The sequence below is a fragment of the Methanomicrobiales archaeon genome (genome assembly GCA_030019205.1).
Taxonomy (GTDB): Archaea; Halobacteriota; Methanomicrobia; order Methanomicrobiales; family JACTUA01; genus JASEFH01.
This window is the reverse complement of record JASEFH010000010.1, coordinates 52,658-71,932: the sequence shown is the minus strand read 5'-3', so window position 1 is coordinate 71,932 and position 19,275 is coordinate 52,658. Positions and strand designations below refer to the sequence as shown.

Here is a 19,275-nt window from a genome sequence, read left to right as displayed (position 1 = left end):
ATGGGGGCGTACCATCCCCTCCCGGGGATACCGCGAGATGCACAAATTCCTGCAATGCCGGGAGTATCCATCTTCTTCGGTTCCGGAAATGCTCCGTTCCGCCTCTCAAGAGGCCTGATCCTCTCCCTGCAGGCAGGCATACGCATCCGGTAGGACGGAAGGGAGGGGGAACGCACGTTGGGGGTGCCGGGATGCCTTCAGCGTTCTCACGTCCTCATCAGCGGAGCCCGCCAGTCGTTTCGGAAGGCGCGTTTGAGGATGGCGAGCACGTCGACGACGGTGATCCGCATCCCCACCCGGCTCGCATTCCGGCGGAACACCTGCATGTCCCGGGGCCAGAGCATCTGGCCCCGCATGACTTTGTCCAGCACCTCCCTCTCCCGCACCATCCAGGAGAACGCCTCGAGCACGGCGGATGAGTAGGCGTGCGGGTCCGACTCGTGCGCCAGGTACAGCGTGGCGCATCGAAGGGCATTGGTGATCCCCTCCCCGGATAGGGGTGAGACGGTGCCGATCGACTCCCCGACGCCCCAGACCGGACATCCGAACTCCGACTCGGGCACCGTGTGCGGCAGGGCGCCTGCCGGACCGGATATGCGGAGGCGGGAGCGGCAGCCGCAGATGCGCTCTACCGAATCTCCGGCGGCGATTCCCGATCTCTCCAGCATGGCAGCGGCGTCCTCTTCGCGGTCGGAGAGGCAGGCGCTGCCCAGGTGGGAGGTGCCATCCCCCAGGGGGAAGAGCCAGGCCCCTCCCACGGGGCCGAAAGTGAAGACGATGGTGTCGTTCGGGTGCGCGGGGATCCTGGCACGGTACTGGACGGTGCTGCAGATGAGATCCGGATCCCGCGTCGGAGGCAGGCAGGCCCGGGCCGCCCCGCTGCAGTCCAGGATGCGGTCGTAGCGGTTCTTCGGGATGCGTCCATGGACGATCTCCGCGCCGGAGAGGAGATCCTCGATGAGCCCCGGCTTATCGATCAGGAAGAGCTGATCCGCAGGCAGGTGCCGCCCCCCGAATATCACCGTGTGGATACGGTTGGTGACGTAGGTCTCCGGCTCCAGCCCGACGCTCCGCACGAGCGGGAAGAACTCGTGCCCCACCCCCCAGGCGCAGGAGTGAATCCCGCAGGCGGTCCCCTTCCGCCCGTCTTCGTAGATGTCCACGGATCTCCCCTGCGCCGTGAGCGCCCGGTAGAGCCAGGCGCCGCTCACTCCGGCGCCGGCGATGGCGATACGTTCAGGGATACCGCTCATGGGGCTTCCCTCCGCTGCCGCATATGCACGGTCTCACCTCACCTCAGCGGGATCTCCGCCGCCCCCGCCCGCCTCCGGGAGCGGCACGCCTTCCGCATCGCCTCTGTTCGAGCCCCCGCTGTCATACCTGTCAGGAATATTCACACCCCTGCAGGCGTATATAGGTATTGGCAGCGACCGCCGGCACGGTTCCCGGATCGGAAGCCCCCCCGAGGATCCTCCGGTTCATCGCTCCGGTGAATATTCACCGGAGCGATGAAAGGGTTCTGTTCGCGGATCCGGCACATTCCAGGGCGTCCAGGCACTACAATTAATACACCTGGCCTCAATTATTCAGGTAGTACAGGAGATGCCATCCCGATGTTATCGCTCCTACTGGTCGGCGATGACCAGGAGTATCTGGATGCCGCCCGCCTCTGGCTGGAGAGGGTATGCGGTTTGGCAGTGACCATCTCGAACTCCGCTATCGGGGCGCTCGAGCTGCTGCGGGAACGGGCGTTCGATGCCATACTCGCGGAGCAGGGGACGTGCGGGATGGACGGGCTCTCGCTCCTCCGGGAGGCGCGGCTCCTGGACAGGGGGATCTTCGAAGCCCTGCTGGTGGAGGAGGGCAGCGCAGAGACGGCCATTGCCGCGATCAACAGCGGCGTGAACTATTATATCCTGAAGAGGGGCAATCCGCGGCAGCAGTTTGCCGGGTTCAGAGCAGCGCTGCATGCAGCACGAGATCCTGCCCGTAGCGTGCGGGGGGAGGGGATGGCGCCCCTCCGGAACTGCGGGAGGGAGATGATCTTCACCTGGATGATGGATGCGGCCCCCTACGGATGCTACATCGTGGATATCCGTACGGACATCGTCCTCCACTGCAACGACCGCTTCCTCGAAATGATGGGCATGGCTCACCTGCGATCGATGCTGGATCGCGGGGAGCTGAAACACGGGGATCTGATCCGGGCCTGGCTCCCGATGGTCGCCGACCCCGCGACCTTCATGGCCGCATGCGGACCCCTCCCCTCCGGGGAGCACAGGACCTGCATCGAGGACGAGATCGCTCTTCGAGACGGCCGGCTCATACACCGATTCTCGGCCGAAATCCGAAACTGCGGGGATCGCTGCCACGGGAGATTCTACCTCTTCTCGGATGTCACGGGGCAGAAAAGAGCGGAGAGAGAGCTGCAGACCTACCAGCGGCGCCTAGAAGATCTGGTCGAAGGGCGCACGCGGGAGCTCCAGCAGATGGTCGAGCAGCTGGTCCGGGAGGTGCAGCAGCGAAAGGAAGCGGAGGAGCAGCTGCACCGATACGCGCGGGACCTCCAGAGGAGCAACGAGGATCTGGAGCGGTTCGCTTACGTGGTCAGCCACGACCTCCAGGAGCCGATCCGCATGATCGTCAGCTATGCGCAGCTGCTGCAGCGTCGGTACGGCGGGAGGCTGGATGCGGATGCCGACGATTTCATCGGGTTCATCGAGCAGGGAGGGCGACGGATGCAGGCGCTGGTCACCGACCTGCTCGCGTATTCACGTATCAGCACGCAGGCGCAGCCGCTCCAGCCGACGGACTGCACTGCCGTTCTCCGGGAGGTTCTGGAGGGTCTCCGCCTCCAGATCGAGGAGGTGCACGCCGAGGTCGCCTGGACCCCCCTGCCCACGGTTGTGGCCGACGCCTCCCAGCTCCGCCAGGTCTTCCAGAACCTGATCGAGAACGCGATCAAGTTCCGGCGGGAGGGCGTGCCACCGCGGGTCCATGTTGCGGCAGAGCGACGCAACAGCATGGTCCAGTTCAGCGTCGCCGACAACGGGATCGGGATCGAGCCTCCGTATTATGACAAGATTTTCGTGATCTTCCAGCGGCTGCATGCCCAGGAGCGGTACCCCGGCACCGGCATCGGGCTCGCCGTCGTGAAACGGATCGTGGAGCGGCATGGCGGGCGGATCTGGGTCGAGTCCGAGCCGGGGAAGGGCTCGACCTTCTTCTTCACGCTGCCGGCGGTGGAGCGGTGACGCGGCGGAGGGGGCGTGGGAAGGTCGCCGCGGTCGTCCCGCTCCCGGGAGTTATAGGGGGGAATGGGGCGGACGCCGCCGACGAATCGAGCGAGGATCGTTCCTGCGGCATCGGCTGCGCATAAAAATTGCGACCGGCGGCGCGGATGCTCCCGTCATCGTGCGGATCCGTAGGGCGGTGGCAAGGTGGGGGGAACGGGTCCCGGATAGGGACCGTCCAAAGGGAGGCTGCGTCCCGTCGATGGCGAGGCGGAACGATGTCGGAAAATTGGGCGTTCTCACGTCCGCTGCAAATGTCAGGGTGCATTCAGCATATGGGTATACATTGCAGATAGTTCCGCTAAATGCCGTTGCCGTTAGCCGATTAAGTACTCATCCCGTCTGAGCGGAAACGAATGAATGCCGGTGAGATGCAGTCGCTTCCAGAAGCCGATTATGACACAGATAGAGATGGATTTTATTTAATCAGCTCTGGAAGGCTAATTTTACCCCTTAATGGTAATGGATTGCCAGAAAGTATATCAACCAGCATACCATCCGGGCGGGGGTATGAAAAGAGTATTCATACTGTTGGTCTCCTTTTTGGTAATAGCCTCCTTTACCCTCTTATCCGGGGTTGGAGCCCAGGAAGGAGCGAACGACACGGATACCGTGTCAGCAGCTACGGGGATGGTGGAGGGTGCTCCACCGGAGGTGGTCCAGTATGCAGAAGACTGGCCGCTCCCCAACAGGGACTACAGCAACACGCGTGCGACCAACGACTCCAGCATAGACGCCTCCAACGTGGATCAGCTGGGGCTGGCCTGGACCTTCGAGATCAATGCCACGGGCCAGTTCGGCGGGGCGAGCAGCAACCCGCTCATCCTGGGTGATACGGTCTACTTCCAGGACCTCTTCGGCAACACCTATGCGCTCGACTTCGAGACGGGTGATGTGCTCTGGGCCCGGGAGTACAACTCGACGAACCTAACCGGACCCAACGGTCCGGCGGTGGGCTGGGACAAGGTCTTTGTCACCAAGGATCCATTCACCATCGCAGCCCTCAATGCGACCGACGGTGAGGAGATCTGGGAGGCGAGGCTGATCGAGGATCCGCCCAATGCCACCGGAGAGGGCATCGACATCCAGCCCCTCGTCTATAACGGGCTCGTGTACACCTCGACGGTGCCGGGCAGGGGCGACGTCTTCTACCAGGGCGGCGCCGTCGGGATCATCTTCGCCCTCGATCAGGAGAGCGGGGATGTCGTCTGGAACTTCAGCACGGTGGACGACCCCGAGAGCATCTGGGGCAACCCCGAGGTCAACAGCGGCGGGGGTGCCTGGTATCCGCCGGCGGTGGATACGGATTCGAACATCACCTTCTGGGCCGTTGCCAACCCGGCTCCCTTCGCGGGAACCCCCGAGTTCCCGAACGGGACGAGCCGCCCGGGTCCGAACCTCTACACCAACAGCCTGGTGGCCCTCGACCATGCGGACGGCGAACTGCTCGGGTTCACCCAGGTGCTGCCCCATGACCTCTTCGACCATGATTTCCAGATCTCGCCCATCCTCGCCGAGGCGAAAATCAGCGGAGACGATCAGGAGATCGTGATCGGTGCCGGCAAGATGGGCAGAGTGTATGCCTTCGACCGTGACAGGGGCGGATGCATCTTCTGGATTGCCATGGTCGGAGAGCACCAGAACGACCAGCTGGCTGCCCTGCCAGAAGGCAACGAGACCGTCACGGTGTACCCCGGTGCCCTCGGCGGCGTGGAGACGCCCATCGCCTATTCCGGCGGCATCGTCTATGTGCCGTATGTCGATCTCTACACCAACTGGACCTCGATCTCTTCTTTGAGTCTGGGAGTGGAAGGAGCGATCGCGCCCGAGCTCCAGCCGTTCGATGAAGGCACGGGCGGGCTCGTCGCCATCGAGGCGGACACCGGCAAGATCCTCTGGGACGAGAAGTTCGATGCGATCAACGTCGGCGGCGCAACCGTAGTGAACGACCTGGTCTTCACGGCCACGTTCGACGGCACCATCTACGCCCTCGACCGCATGACGGGCGAGATCGTATGGAACTACACCGCTCCGGCCGGCATCAACGCCTGGCCTGCCGTCGCCAATGACACCATCGTCTGGCCGGCGGGAGTCGGGGAGGATCGCGCTGTACTGGCGCTCCGGCTGGGAGAGAACGTGACGCCGACTCCTACGCCCACGCCAACACCCACGGCCACGCCAACGCCCACACCCACACCGAGGCCGCCGCCCAAGGTGATCAAGAGTCCGACAACCATCATCCAGACGATCAACATCTACAACAACATCTCCGTCTTCATCCAGATCATCCAGCAGACACAGGTGAATGTGACGCTGCAGCAGGACCAGAACTTCACCTGCTTCGTCCCGACAAACGATGCCTTTGACAACGTCACGGCGGAGAACCTCTCCGAAGAGGACAAGACCAAGCTGGTGCAGTATAGCTGCGTGCCGGGCGCCTACAACATCACCGATCTGGATAACGTCACCCTCACGACCCTCGAAGGGTCCAATATCACGGTCGATGCGAGAGACAATATCCTGATCATCAACGACGTGGCAGTGAACGTCACGGTGGTACAGACCGCCAACGGTTTTGTCTATATCATCGACAAGGTGATCGTCCCGCCGGAGCTGGGGCCTGAAGTGCTGCCGACTCCCTACCCGACAGTAACGCCGACGATCACCCCGACGGTTACACCGACGGCGATGCCGAATGTCACCCCCAATGTGACCCCGACGGTAACGCCGAACGTCACGCCCACCGTGACACCGACACCCAATGTGACGCCAACGATGACGCCGCCCGTCCCGAACGTCACTCCCGCGCTGAACATCACGGAGCCGCAGGAGGGCGCGAACCTCAGCGGCGATACCATCACCGTATCCGTGAACGTGACCAACTTCACGCTGGTGGACCGGCTGGGCGCCGCGAACGTGCCGGGCGAGGGGCACCTGCACTACTACCTGGACGCGGCGGTCCCGAGGAACGCGAGTGCGCCGGCGATCACCGCACCGGGCACCTACGTGCCGACGGTCAACACCAGCTACACCTGGGCGAACGTGACGCCGGGGGAGCATAACCTCTCGGTGCAGCTGGTCAACAACGACCACACGCCGCTGATCCCGCTGGTGTACCAGACGGTCAACGTGACCGCGGAAGGCGCCGCCCCCAACGTGACGCCGACCGAAACGCCGTCGCCCAACGTCACCACCCCAGCCCCGCCGGGAGTTGTGATCCCGAACGTGTCGCCCACCATGACACCTACGATTACTCCCGCGATCACTCCTAATGTGACACCCAATGCGACGCCGAACGTCACACCCTCCATGATGCCGGAACTTCCGGATCTCATCGAGACTGCTCAGCAGGACGGCAACTTCACCACGCTGCTCACGGCCGTGGATGCCGCCGCCCTGACCGACACCCTCCGCGGCGAGGGCCCCTTCACGCTCTTTGCCCCAACGGATGCGGCTTTTGCTAACCTATCCAATGCGACCGTGGAATCTCTCCTCGCAGAACCGGAGGGGGATCTCACCGAGATTCTACTCTACCATGTCGTGCCGGCGCGGATAAACGCCTCCGGGCTGGAGGATGGCATGAATCTCACGACGGTCCAGGGCAGCAACCTGACCGTCAATATCACGGACGGCGTGGTGATGGTGGACAACGCATCGGTGATCACGGCGGACATCCCGGCAGGCAACGGCGTCATCCATGCCATCGATGCCGTGCTGATCCCGCCGGATGTGAACCTTACTGCCCTCATACCTACGACCCCCATGCAGACTCCTGCAGTGGAGCCCACGCCTCCGGCAGGGCAGAACGTGACCGTCGACCTGGTGGCGGAAGGCATCGCCTTCGACCAGAACACCATCACGGTGCCGGCCGGGGCGAACGTCACCATGAACTTCGAGAACCGGGACGAGGGCATCCCCCACAACTTCGCAGCCTACACGACGTCGGCGGCGACCGAGCCCATCTTCGTGGGCGAGGTCATCACCGGGGTGGACTCCATCACCTACACCTTCACGGCCCCGGAGGAACCCGGGACCTACTTCTTCCGCTGCGACGTCCATCCGACCACCATGACGGGCAGCCTGGTTGTGGAGTAGAAGGGAAAACCCTCCCCTTTTTTTCCGGAAGCGTCGCCGTTTCGCCACCTCCGTGGCCAATCATGTTGCTTGGGCCCAGCTCCCGCTGGTGAATTCCCATCCCATGAGCACAGGAAGGGAGGGGTCGGCGCCCCCCCCCTCTCGCGCTCCACCCCCCGCCGATGCGATTGAACCGGGTCCCTGGAGCAGCGTAGAAATTAAACAACGGGCACGATCGCATCCGACTGCAGTTCCGGACGCAGGAGCCTCTTCACCGAGGGATATGAAGGGGGGCTGTCATGGCATGTTGCCATCCCGCCCTTTGAGGCTACCGCAATACGGGGGAGGGGGCGCACCCCATCGCCCCACCACGCTGATACGACGGGCCGGGAGATCACTGCCCCTCGCCTGCAACAGAGGGCATTCCCAAAGCAGATACATTAATAGTATGCTCCGCCAATGGAGCGGCATATGGCAGATCCCCTCCGCACAAGCCGTGTGTGGATCTTCATTCTGGTCTTAACCCTTTACATCCTCGCAATAGCGGCATTCTTCAGAATCCTTGATACCCTCCTTCTCGGCGTCGCTGCCGCCGTCGTGGTCATGCCGCTCCGCCGATGGATCGGTCGCAGGTTCACCGTCTTCGTTTCGGCATCTATTGCGACCACGCTCGTATTTCTCGCGATCCTGGTCTTTATCCTGGGCATTCTCGGCATACTCTACCAGAACCGCGACCTGATCCTGCGGATAGCCGAGAGCATCGAGGCGGGCTGGGCGGATCTCGTGTCCGGGGGTCTCCTGGGTATGCCCCTCATCCCGCAGGACCTGATCGCCAGCTGGCTGAACCGGCTCACGGAACTCGCCGGGAGCACGCTCGAGAGGCTTGTCTTCTCGATTCCCGACTACCTGGTCGAGATCGCGATCTTCTTCTTCAGCCTCTACCTCTTCCTCCTCCACGGAGAGGAGATATGGGGAGAGATCCTGGGAATTGTTCCCGGGCGGATGGGGAACGCTCTCCAGCAGATCGGCAGGACGGTATCGGACACCCTGTACGCGGTATTTGTGGTCGATATCGGAATTGCCGTCGTCACGTTCTTCATCGCGGCTCCGTTCCTGTATATCCTGGGCTACGATCACGTGATCTTCTTCTCGTTCGTTCTCGCGGTCTCGGAGGTTCTCCCCGTAGTTGGCCCATCGTTCGTCATCGTCGTCCTCGCCATCCTGGACATTTTTACGGGCAACCTGGCGCGGGGGATTGTGATGCTGGTCGCCGGATACCTGATCGTCGCGGCGTTTCCGGATCTCTTCCTGCGCCCCGTCCTGATGGGCAACCGTGCCGGCATCAGCCCCGTGATCATGTTCATCGCCATCTTCGGGGGTCTGTATGCGCTGGGCGCCATCGGGTTCGTGTTCGGGCCTCTGATCGCGTCGATCGTTCTGGCGGGCTACCGCGTCCTCGTCGACGAGTTGAAGACGCCTGAAGGAGGCTAGGGAGATTCCAGGTTGCGGCAGAGTATGCCTGCCCCCCTCTCCGACTCCCTTGGCACCGGGGGATCTCTGCATCGATGATCCCGGGCAATTTGCCAGCAGGGAGCAGATTGTGTTAGAAACTCTGAGAAAGCGGGAAGAACCCGCCAGAGTCCGTGCCCGAGAACGGTCGTCCCGTCTGCCATCTGGGCGGCGATGAAGAAACCGCGCCATTCAGCCCTGGCCCTTTCAGAGAAGGCGAATACCTCCATTGCGATGAGCGTCGCGATCAGCGGGACGATTCCGATCATCGGGTGGAGAGTACCGGAGGGGGTTATCGGAATGCGACCGGGATCGCAGGGGAAGACCCCCGGGCAATCCCCGCGGCTCCGGCGATCCCGACGAACCGGCTGATTGCCGAGGCTGCGCATCCGCCCCCGAGCGCCCGCCGGAGAACTACTGCGAATGCGATGGCCGAGAGTCCGGAGTTGCCCGTTCCCAGAACGTTCATGAAAGCGGCACACGGGGAGCCGACCGCTCTAAGCTCGCTTCTATTCGTGTGTAACGCAGTTTAAGCCCCGGTGCCAGGTATCCGATGACAGCGACGATGAAGGCATGGAGTGGGAGCTTGATATCCCGGCGAGTGCAGCCGCCTTGGGGACAGGGTCACACGGCACAGCTGGCATGGGTGTGGAGTATACAAACATACTCGTATGGATGGAGCAGCTACTGTTCTGGCGGTTGGGATGATGCTGGAGGTGGATACGAGAGGCAGTAGATGCAGGCCTTCTGCGGGATCGGATCCCCGATCGCATACTCCTCGATCTTGTTCGAATTACCAGGGATCTACTTCACTTTTGCCCCTGCACCGGTTAAAATCGCCAGTTGCGTCCATCGAGCGCATGATAGGGAACAACATTGCCGTATTTTCCGGTTTTCGGGTCAAAGGAGGGAAAAGCGTCGATACACTGATGACTCTGCATCAAGAGAGCACGGGTGAAGACTGCTCCCCTTCGGCAGAGTCATGATTGCAGTATTCAATTCCAAACCTGCCGTAAAAGTGCTGCGGGCGGGATCCGAACCCGCGATCTCCAGATATCCCAGATGATGGCGCTTTCGTTCGCTCAAAAACCCTATGAGTCTGGCGCCCTAACCAGCTAGGCCACCGCAGCCCGGACTAAACAGTTTGGGCGGAAACCCTAATAAACCTATAGGTCCTTGATTCGGAGGGCCTACCGCTTCTTCTGCTGGTTGATGTAGACGTTGACCGCAACGGAGATCGCCGCGATCTCCTTGCCCTGGCGAAGGGATGCGGCGAGCGTCTGCATGCGGGTCTCCTCCTCGCGCAGGTAGCGGTGCAGGTTCTCGATAATCCGCTCCTCCTGCAGGAAGTGGGTGTGGGTATCCCCCTCCGTGAAGCGCCTGTTGTGCATCACGGCGTGGTGGAGCGGGAGCGTGGTCTTCACCCCGATGATCACGTACTCGTAGATCGCCCGCCGCATCCTCTGGATCGCCTCCATGCGGCTGCTGCCCCAGGCGCAGAGCTTCGAGATCATGGAGTCGTAGTAAGGCGGGATGGTGTAACCCACATGAATCCCGCTGTCAACGCGAATGCCTGGCCCTCCCGGGGAGCGGTAGCGGACGATCTTGCCTGGATCCGCGGCGAAGTTGTTCATGGGATCCTCCGCATTGATCCGGCACTCGATCGCGTGCCCGGTGGCGGTCACGTCCTCCTGGTCGAGGAGGAGCGGTTCTCCGGCCGCGATCGCGATCTGCTGCTTCACCAGATCCACGCCGGTGATGAACTCCGTGATCGTGTGTTCCACCTGCAGGCGGGCGTTGACCTCCATGAAGTAGTAGTCGCCGTCCGCGTAGAGGAACTCGATCGAACCCGCGTTGGAGTACCTCGACGCACGGACCGCCGTGAGGGCCGACTCCGCCATCCTCTCCCGCAGGTCCGCCGTCATGATGGGAGAAGGCGCCTCCTCGATCAGCTTCTGGTGGCGCCGCTGGATGGAGCACTCGCGGTCGAAGAGGTGGATCGCGTGTCCATAGTTGTCGCCGAGCACCTGGAACTCGATGTGGCGCGGTTTCGTCAGGTACTTCTCGATGAAGATGGTCGGGTCTCCGAAGGCGGACTCCGCGATCCGCATCCCGGCGGCGATCGCCTCCTCGAGCGCTGACTCCTCATGGACGATCTGCATCCCGATACCGCCGCCCCCGGCGCTCGCCTTGCAGATCACGGGGTAGCCGATCTCGGCGGCCACCTGCTTCGCCTCGTCGATGTCCGTGACACCGTCCGGCGTACCGGGGAGCACCGGCACGCCGGAAGACCGCATCAGGCTGCGGGCGCCCACCTTGGATCCCAGCGCCTGGATCGCCCTCCAGGAGGGGCCGATGAAGACGAGCCCCTCGTCGCAGCAGAGTTTCGCGAAAGCGCTGTTCTCGGCCAGGAACCCGTAACCGGGGTGGATAGCCTCCGCACCGGCTTTATGAGCGATATCGATGATCCGCTCCTTGTTCAGGTAACTTTTGGAGGGATGGGCGTCCCCGACGTGGAAGGCCTCGTCGGCGTATTTCACGTGCAGCGCGTTCTTGTCCGGCGTGGAGTAGATGGCGACCGTCTCGATCCCGAGCTCCCGGCAGGCCCGCATCACCCGGATGGCGATCTCCCCGCGGTTGGCGATCAGGATCTTCTCGAAGTGCGTCATTCGATCACCAGCAGCACGTCGCCGGGCTGCACCACATCCCCCTGGTTCACGAATATCTCCCCGACCCTGCCGTCCCTCGGGCTGTGGATCGGGTTCTCCATCTTCATCGCCTCGAGGACGATCAGGACATCCCCCTTCCTGACCATGGTGCCGGTCGCAGCCACCACCTCGAGCACCATTCCCTGCATGTTGCTCTTCACGCCCCCTTCCATCTCGCCGCGGGGGATCTTCTCGTGAGGCTTTGGCGTCGGTGTGACCGCGGAACCCTCCACAGTGAGGATCCGCACGGAGAAGATCTCGCCGTCGACCTCCACCTCCATGCTGCTCGGGAGATCCACGGGCGGCTTGCTCTCCGCCTCCTTCACCGGCAGGACTTCCGCTTTCCTCTCGCCCCGCAGGAACGCGGGGGCGATGGCCGGGTAGAGGATGTAGGTGAGGATATCCTCCTCCTTCTTGACAAGCCCCGCTTTTACCGCATCCCGCTTCATCTTCTCATACATCGGTTCGAGCAGATCCGCCGGCCGCACCGTGATGGGAGGGTCGCTGCCGATGATCCGTTCGCGAATCTCGTCGCGGATGGGCGCCGGCGGTTTCCCGTAGAGCCCCCGCACGTAGTCCTTCACCTCGTTCGTCACGTTCTGATAGCGTTCGCCGCCCACGAGCACGTTGATGACCGCCTGGGTGCCCACGATCTGGCTCGTCGGGGTAACGAGCGGGGGGTAGCCGAGATCCTCCCGCACCCGCGGGATCTCGGCAAAGACGTCCTCCAGTCGGTTCAGGGCGTCCTGCTCCTTGAGCTGCGAGTAGAGGTTGGAGATCATCCCGCCCGGCAGCTGGTAGATCAGCACATCGCTGTCCACCCGCTCGGAGATGGGGCTGATCAGGCCGGCGTACTTCTCGCGGATACGCAGGCACTGATTGCGCACCTTTCGGAGGGCAACGAGATCGATGCCCGTGTCCCTCGCCGTGCCGGCGAGAGCGGCGACCGTGCTCTCGGTGGGAGGCTGCGAAGTCCCGAGAGCGAACGGCGACATGGCAGTGTCCAGGATATCCGCGCCGGCATCGATTGCCGCCTGGTAACTCATCGGGGCGACGCCGCTTGTCGAGTGGGAGTGGAGATCCACCAGGATGTCCATCTCGTCTTTTATGCCGCAGATCAGCTCCCGCGCCGCCTCGGGCATAATCAGCCCGGCCATATCCTTGATGCAGATCGAGTCGCACTCCAGGCTGTAGAGCTCCCGGGCCATCTCGATGAAGGCAGGGATGGTATGCACCGGGCTGATCGTGTAGCAGATGGCTCCCTGGAGGTGGGCGCCTCTTGCCTTCACCTCCTCCATCGCCTTCCGCATGTTGCGGATGTCGTTCAGGGCGTCGAAGATCCGGAAGATATCCACGCCGTTCTGGCAGGCGGCGTCGACGAACCGCTCCACCACGTCGTCGGGATAATGGCGGTAACCGACGAGGTTCTGCCCGCGGAGGAGCATCTGGATGGGCGTCTTCTTCAGCTCCTCCTTCAGGCTACGCAGCCGCTCCCAGGGATCGTCGTTCAGGAACCGGATCGCGGAGTCGAAGGTCGCTCCACCCCAGGCCTCGACGGAGAAGAACCCCACATCGTCCAGGGTTCGCGCCAGGGGAAGGAGATCTTCCGTCCTCAACCGGGTGGCGATGAGCGATTGATGCGCATCCCGCAGCGTGGTGTCGGTGATGCGCACTCGGGAAGAACTGCTGGCAGTCATCTGAGGTCTCCGGACTGAGGATTCGTACGCAACAAAGTCCCTAAAAACTTCTTTGTAAAAGTATAAAAATATCACCAGCTGGCACAAAAAGCGCCAATCCAACCAGAATTGCGGATGCAGCTGCCGCAACGTCCATCGGCTCGCGGGAGAAGCGGGGGCAGGAGGTCCCGCCCCTCCGGTAGCCCCGCACCGCCAGGAGATCCGCCTGATCCTCCGCCCGCACCAGCCCGGCGTGGATCAGCGCCGAGACGGCCGGCACGAGACTCCGCACTCCCCACGGCACCCCCTTGATCCCCTGGGCCTGGCGGATCCGCTCGAAATCTTCCGCGATCACCTCGAGCGAGCGCATGCTCATCTCAGCCACGAGCCCGATCTCGAATCCGATACGCTCCCCCAGACACCAGGTGGAGAGATCCAGGAGCTCGCCCGGCTGGCGGTCGGCGAACGTCCAGGCGGCGATCAGGGCGATGACCGAAAACCGCACCAGGTAAGAGATACCGTCCCCGCCGCCGATATGGATGGCGGCAGAGAAGACAGCGAGAAGGGCGATAAACGAAAGAAGCGCCCGGGGGTGGGGGATGGATCGCGTCCTCCCGCTGAAGAGGAGCCACCAGACACCTGCGGCCGCCGCTCCCGCAAGGCTGCAATAGGCCGCGATGGAGAGGGCAACCGTGGCGAGCAGCCTCAGCCGGGGATCCCGCATCGTTCCTCCCGCCCCCTCTCCCCCGCGAAGGGCGGCGGATCCACGGCGGGAGGGTGGCTCCCGTCCATGGATCGGAGCAGCCCCTCCCGTATCTCCCACCGCCAGCGCACCCCGGGGAGCACACGCCGCTCGTTCGTGAATACGACGACAATCCCCCGCCGCCGCTCGATCCAGTCCCAGACCTGACGTCTGCCCCGCCAGTCCAGGGAGCAGAAGGGATCGTCCAGCAGGAGGAGGTCGCAGTCGCACCGGAGGATGCAGGCCAGGTGCAGCCGTTTGAGTTCCCCGCGGCTGAGGAGGAGGGGATCCTCGTCCCCCCTTCCCCCGAGCCCGGCTTCGGCGATCACGGTGTCCGGGTCGCAGCCCCAGGAGGCGATCTCGCCCGCAACGCTCCTCTCGGTGACGTGGTACTCGGGGAACTGGAACGAGAGCATCCTCCGCCGGATGCCCTCCATTCGGATGCATCCCTCCTCGGGTTCCAGCAGGCCGCCCATCAAGAGGGCGAGCGTGGACTTGCCGCTCCCCACCCGCCCGCTGACCTGGTGGATGCCCAGGTCGAAGCGGCCGCTGGCCATGAGCTGCCATTCCCCCCTCCGCAGGGAGACCTCGTCGAGGGTGATTCTCATGCCGGTAACTCCCACGCTGCCCGATCCGCGTCTCCGGCGCGGAACATCCGATCCAGCGCCCCCAGATCTCGGACCCGTCCCGCCTCCATATAGAGCACGCGGTCTGCCGAACGCGCCACGTGCGGGTTCTGGGTGCACTGGAGGACGTAGGGGACCCGAGCCCGCCCGATCGCCCGCTCCGCTTCCCCCAGGGTCTCGGCGTCCAGATGGGAGTCGAACTCGTCCAGAACGAGCACTACCGGGCGGGAGACGAGCGCCGTGGCGAGGGCGACCAGAGTCTTCTCGCCCCCGGAGAGGCTGCGGGGGTTCCGGGCAAGCAGCCCCGAGATGCCGACATCCGCCGCGATCCGCTCGACCGCCTCCCGAATCCTCGGGGCAGGCACGAACCGGAACCGCAGGGGCGATGCGATCTCGTCGGAGACCCTGTCAAAGAGCATGTTCCGATCCGGGAATTCCGCCACCCATCCCACGTCCGTCTCGCGGGGCGGACGGCCATCCAGGAGGATCGAGCCGCCCTGCGGGAGAGCGATCCCGACGCAGAGCGAGAGAAACGTGGTCTTTCCACTGCCGTTCAGCCCTATCACTGCCGTTCTGCCCGGCGGGATCGCGAGAGAGGGGATATCCAGGGATCGATGGCGAAGGTTCCGGATCTCTATCATGGGAATCGTCTGGCAATGGTGTAGACGGCAGCGATCTTCAGCAGATCTCCGGGGATGAAGGGCAGTACGCCTACCAAGAACGCCGTCGCGGGCGGCATGCCCGTCGAGAACGCGAGCCATGCCATGCCGGTGAGAAGGAGCGTGGCGTCGGCCGCAAGCAGCCCCAGGATTCTTCCGACAGCGGCGGATCGCGTGTACGCGAGCCCGACGATGAAGGCCGCCGGGATGAACCCGACGAGGTAGCCCCCCGTCGGACCCAGCAGGATCCCGATGCCGGCCAGGCCGTTGTGGAAGACGGGCAGGTTCAGGGCCCCGAGGAGGACGTAAAGCAGGACGGGCACGGCACCGTTCCGTTTCATGATCGCCCCCGCGAGCAGCACGAAGAGCGTCTGCAGGGTGAGCGGCACCGGAATGAAGGGGATGGATATCCAGCTTCCCACGGTGATCAGCGCGATGAACGTGGCCGTATGCGCGAGTACCGCGGTTCTTTCACGGTTTCCGTACATGGCGTGACCAGTTTGTATTGGGGGCTGCACCCCCTGCCGATTCAGAGCAGGTGGCAGTCTCCGGCAATCACCCGCTCGACAGCCCCGTTGTCCCTTCGCACGATCAGCGCACCGTGATCGTCGATATCGATCGCCTCCCCCTCGAAGTGCCTGGTGTGGGTGCGGATCCGCACCCGGTGCTCGAGGGTGGATGAGAGTGACTTCCACTCGCGGATGATGGTATCGTACTCGCCACTCTCCAGGAGGAGGTAGTGCCGCTCGAACTCTTTCAGGACCGCCGCCAGGAACGCCGGCCGGTCCACGTCGTGCCCGAGCTCCGCGGAAAGGGAAGTGGCCGACTGGCGGAGGCCGGGGGTGAGCTCCATGATCGGGATGTTCGCATCGATCCCGATCCCGAGGAGGCAGTAGTGGATGGTCTCCCCCTCGCTCGCGAGCTCGACGAGCAGGCCGGCGATCTTCTTATCCCCCACCAAGATGTCGTTTGGCCATTTGATCAGGGCGCCGATATCGAACTCCTTGCGGATCGCCCGTGCGACCGCGACGGATCCCGCCATGGTCACCATGAAGACGCGATCGATCGGGATCTTCGGGTGGAGGACGATGGTGATCCAGATCCCCCCCGGAGGAGAGATCCAGGCGCGGCCCAGCCTGCCGGTGCCGCCCGTCTGCTCCTCTGCGATGATGACCATGCCGTGATGGCGGGCCGGATCCTCCTCGGCCATCACCTGTTTTCCGATCCAGGTCGTGGATGCGGTCCTCTCGCAGTAGAGCATCTCGCGCCCGATGAACTGTGTCGTGAGCACTTTCTGGACTTCGTAGGGGAGCAGGCGGCTGCTCCGCATCCGAACCCGGTAGCCCTTCTCCGTCAGCGCGAAGTCGTAGCCGAGCCGCTGGAGTTCCTGGATGTCCGCACGGACGCGGGAGAGCGGAACACCGAGTGCGGCGGCGATCTCGTCGTCATGCATCGGGCGATCGCTCCTGTCCAGGATCTCCAGCACGGCAAACGCAGATTCGTTCATGGTCCGCCCTTCCTGGCGGAGGGTTCGGGCGATGGTGTCTCGCCCCCGCCGATCTGACGCAGGATTGCCTGGCGGTGCTCCATGAGGCCTGCCAGATCGAAGATGCCGCTGATGTCCACCACCCCGATGGCTCCGATCGCGGTTCCCGCCGTATCCTGGATGGGTGCGACGATGACGGGAATCCCCCTGTATGTCCCGCTCCTGGGAGTCTTCTTGATGGTACGGTTCTCCTGGAGCACCTCTTCGAGGACCGGCCCGCTGTAGTTCCGGTCGATCACCCGCCCCTCCTCGACTCGAACGCCCGGATTCGCACGGGACCGTGCGGTAATGGGAAGCTGGTAGAGCATCGCATGGATGCTCATCGCAATCGGAATGAGATCGTCCGCCGTTGACTCTTCAGAGATGGTAAACCGTTCCATGGCACCCACTCGTATACATCCCTGTATGCTAGAATACTATTTCCTTTTTCCCATCGCAGAACTCGCGGATAAACGTCCGCGAAGGGTATTCGTGGAAGGTCGTCACCAGTGCGAGCCCATCGCCGACATCCTTTCCGATGAAGATCGCCTGCCCGCACTCGTCGCGGGCCAGCACATCCGCGTCGGCCTCCGTGAAATATCCGTCGCAGGCGATCGAGGCGGTATCGTAGCCCTGCAGGATGGAGGCGTACTCCCGGCACTCGAACCGAACGCTCCGCTCCGCGTAGATCTGACGGTAGCGGATGGAGAACGGGAGCCAGTCGTAGGCATCATCCCGATCCACGGCGGCGCCGTAGACGAGCATACGCCCCCCGTTCTCCAGGAACCTCTCGACGCGGGAGGAGGAGGAGCGGAGGGCTGGCAGGAGCCTTGAATACGCAGGATTGGCGAACCCGGTGGGAACCAGGAGGCAGGAGAAACGGCCGCGGTAGAACGGGGCGGCCAGGAGGTGCGGTGTGACCAGTTCGCAGCAGAGGCTGCAGTCCTCCAGGAAGCGGTTGAAGATCTGGGTGCAGTCCCAGAAGAGACCGATCCTCGCCATCATCCCTTGATCACCCCGAGCGGCTCGAGGCGGGCGACGAGCCGGGAGATCCCCAGATCATGGACCACCTGGACGACGGCGCTGCTGGGCTTGTAGACCTCGGGGGCCTCCTCGGCGATGGAGGCGTCGTTGGGAGCCCGCACCAGGATGCCCCGCTTCTGGAGGTCCTGGCGAACCTCCGAGCCCTTCCTCTGCCTTTTGGCCTGGGATCGGCTGGTCGTCCGTCCGGCCCCGTGGCAGGTGCTCCCGAAGGCACGCTCCATGGCAGTCGACGTCCCGTGCAGGATGTAGGAGGGCGTGCCCATGCTCCCCGGGATGATCACCGGCTGCCCGGCGGAGGCATACTCCGCGGGAATCCCCGGCGTATCAGGGCCGAAAGCGCGGGTGGCCCCTTTTCGGTGGACGCAGACCCGCTGCAGTCTCCCCTCCACGCGGTGCTCCTCGAACTTGGCGACGTTGTGCGCCACATCGTAGACGAGCGGCATCTCTTCGTGCGGTATCCCGTACAGCCGTTCGAAGACGTTCCTGGCCATATGGGTGATCACCTGGCGGTTCCCCCAGGCGTAGTTCGCCGCGCCCGCCATCGCCCCGTAGTAGGCCCTGCCCTCGGGGGAGGCGAGCGGCGCACACGCGAGCTGCCGGTCGGGCAGCCAGATGCCGTACTTCCGCACGGCCGCATCCAGCAGCTTCAGGTGATCGGTGCAGACCTGGTGCCCCAGCCCCCGGGAGCCGCTGTGGATCATGACGCAGATCTGACCCGGCGACAGTCCGTATGCCTTCGCTGACGGTTCGTCGTAGATCTCCCGCACTTCCTGGATCTCCAGGAAATGGTTCCCCGCACCGAGCGTTCCGGCCTGCGGCATTCCGCGCTGGCGCGCCTTCTGGCTCACGGCCGCGAGATCGACGCCCGGCATGGCGCCACCCTCCTCGCAGTGGATGGCATCCGCTTCCAGCCCATATCCCTTCTCGATCGCCCAGCGGGCTCCGGAGACCATCATCTCGTCGAGCTCCCGCATCGAGAAGCGGAGCGTGCTCTTGGCCCCCACCCCGGTGGGCACGTCCCGAAAGAGGTTCTCGATCAGCTCCCGTCTGTTCCCGAGGTCCCTGGCCCGCAGCGGGGTGGTGAAGATGCGGACGCCGCAATTTATGTCGAAACCCACACCGCCGGGGGAGATGATCCCCTCATCCATCCCGAACGCCGCTACACCCCCGATGGGAAACCCGTACCCCCAGTGGATATCCGGCATGGCGAGGGAGTGCTGCACGATGCCGGGTAGGGTCGCAACGTTCGCGAGCTGGACGAGAGCCCCCTCTTCGAGGCTCTCGTAGAGTTCCTGGGAGAGGAAGAACCGTCCCGGCACCCGCATGCGGGGCACGAACCCGATCTCCACCTCCCACTCGAGATCGCCGACTCTCCGGATGCCCCCGTCCCCTTTCTCAACAGAATTTTCCTTCATGACC

The 19,275-nt window shown here is 63.6% G+C and carries 15 protein-coding genes and 1 tRNA gene; 3 read left to right on the top strand and 13 right to left on the bottom strand.

The window, feature by feature from the left end; translation table 11 throughout:
- Positions 1–206: 206 nt before the first annotated feature.
- Positions 207–1,253 (bottom strand): hypothetical protein, encoded by a 1,047-nt coding sequence (locus QMC96_07310; protein ID MDI6876562.1) that lies wholly within the window; start codon positions 1,251–1,253, stop codon positions 207–209.
- A gap of 360 nt (positions 1,254–1,613) precedes the next feature.
- Between QMC96_07310 and QMC96_07305 the strand changes: the two genes are divergently transcribed.
- The 3 genes from QMC96_07305 (at position 1,614) to QMC96_07295 (ending at position 8,858) form a co-directional block, all read left to right on the top strand.
- Positions 1,614–3,254, top strand: a complete 1,641-nt coding sequence (locus QMC96_07305; protein ID MDI6876561.1) for an ATP-binding protein — start codon at positions 1,614–1,616, stop codon at positions 3,252–3,254.
- A 651-nt stretch (positions 3,255–3,905) separates the two neighbouring features.
- On the top strand, positions 3,906–7,388 hold the full coding sequence (locus QMC96_07300) for a fasciclin domain-containing protein (GenBank protein ID MDI6876560.1): 3,483 nt from the start codon (positions 3,906–3,908) through the stop codon (positions 7,386–7,388).
- Between the two features lie 450 nt (positions 7,389–7,838).
- On the top strand, positions 7,839–8,858 hold the full coding sequence (locus QMC96_07295; GenBank protein MDI6876559.1) for an AI-2E family transporter: 1,020 nt from the start codon (positions 7,839–7,841) through the stop codon (positions 8,856–8,858).
- Here QMC96_07295 and QMC96_07290 read toward each other — a convergent pair.
- The 12 genes from QMC96_07290 to QMC96_07235 form a co-directional block, all read right to left on the bottom strand.
- Complete coding sequence (locus QMC96_07290) at positions 8,855–9,145, bottom strand: hypothetical protein (protein ID MDI6876558.1); 291 nt, start codon at positions 9,143–9,145, stop codon at positions 8,855–8,857. The genes QMC96_07295 and QMC96_07290 overlap by 4 nt on opposite strands.
- Positions 9,146–9,895: 750 nt before the next feature.
- Positions 9,896–10,006, bottom strand: a tRNA-Met gene (locus QMC96_07285).
- 60 nt (positions 10,007–10,066) lie between these two features.
- Entirely contained in the window at positions 10,067–11,545 is a 1,479-nt protein-coding gene (locus tag QMC96_07280) for an acetyl-CoA carboxylase biotin carboxylase subunit (protein MDI6876557.1), read from the bottom strand.
- Positions 11,542–13,281: a pyruvate/oxaloacetate carboxyltransferase gene (locus tag QMC96_07275; GenBank protein MDI6876556.1), complete on the bottom strand. Its 1,740-nt coding sequence runs from the start codon at positions 13,279–13,281 to the stop codon at positions 11,542–11,544. Before QMC96_07275 ends, QMC96_07280 begins: the two co-directional genes overlap by 4 nt.
- Positions 13,282–13,321: 40 nt before the next feature.
- Positions 13,322–13,984 (bottom strand): energy-coupling factor transporter transmembrane component T, encoded by a 663-nt coding sequence (locus QMC96_07270; GenBank protein MDI6876555.1) that lies wholly within the window; start codon positions 13,982–13,984, stop codon positions 13,322–13,324.
- Complete coding sequence (locus QMC96_07265) at positions 13,966–14,610, bottom strand: ATP-binding cassette domain-containing protein (GenBank protein MDI6876554.1); 645 nt, start codon at positions 14,608–14,610, stop codon at positions 13,966–13,968. The genes QMC96_07270 and QMC96_07265 overlap by 19 nt, the downstream gene beginning before the upstream one ends.
- Positions 14,607–15,269: an ABC transporter ATP-binding protein gene (locus QMC96_07260; protein MDI6876553.1), complete on the bottom strand. Its 663-nt coding sequence runs from the start codon at positions 15,267–15,269 to the stop codon at positions 14,607–14,609. The genes QMC96_07265 and QMC96_07260 overlap by 4 nt, the downstream gene beginning before the upstream one ends.
- Complete coding sequence (locus QMC96_07255) at positions 15,266–15,775, bottom strand: biotin transporter BioY (protein MDI6876552.1); 510 nt, start codon at positions 15,773–15,775, stop codon at positions 15,266–15,268. The genes QMC96_07260 and QMC96_07255 overlap by 4 nt, the downstream gene beginning before the upstream one ends.
- Before the next feature lie 41 nt (positions 15,776–15,816).
- Positions 15,817–16,794, bottom strand: coding sequence for a biotin--[acetyl-CoA-carboxylase] ligase (locus tag QMC96_07250; GenBank protein ID MDI6876551.1), 978 nt, complete (start codon positions 16,792–16,794; stop codon positions 15,817–15,819).
- Positions 16,791–17,213 carry a DUF2111 domain-containing protein gene (locus QMC96_07245; protein ID MDI6876550.1) on the bottom strand — a complete coding sequence of 141 codons (423 nt, stop codon included), beginning with the start codon at positions 17,211–17,213 and terminating at the stop codon, positions 16,791–16,793. Before QMC96_07245 ends, QMC96_07250 begins: the two co-directional genes overlap by 4 nt.
- Before the next feature lie 28 nt (positions 17,214–17,241).
- Positions 17,242–17,817: a hypothetical protein gene (locus tag QMC96_07240; GenBank protein ID MDI6876549.1), complete on the bottom strand. Its 576-nt coding sequence runs from the start codon at positions 17,815–17,817 to the stop codon at positions 17,242–17,244.
- The gene (locus QMC96_07235) at positions 17,814–19,271 is read right to left on the bottom strand and encodes an RtcB family protein (protein ID MDI6876548.1); all 1,458 of its coding nucleotides are present in this window, start codon (positions 19,269–19,271) and stop codon (positions 17,814–17,816) included. The genes QMC96_07240 and QMC96_07235 overlap by 4 nt, the downstream gene beginning before the upstream one ends.
- Positions 19,272–19,275 lie beyond the last annotated feature (4 nt).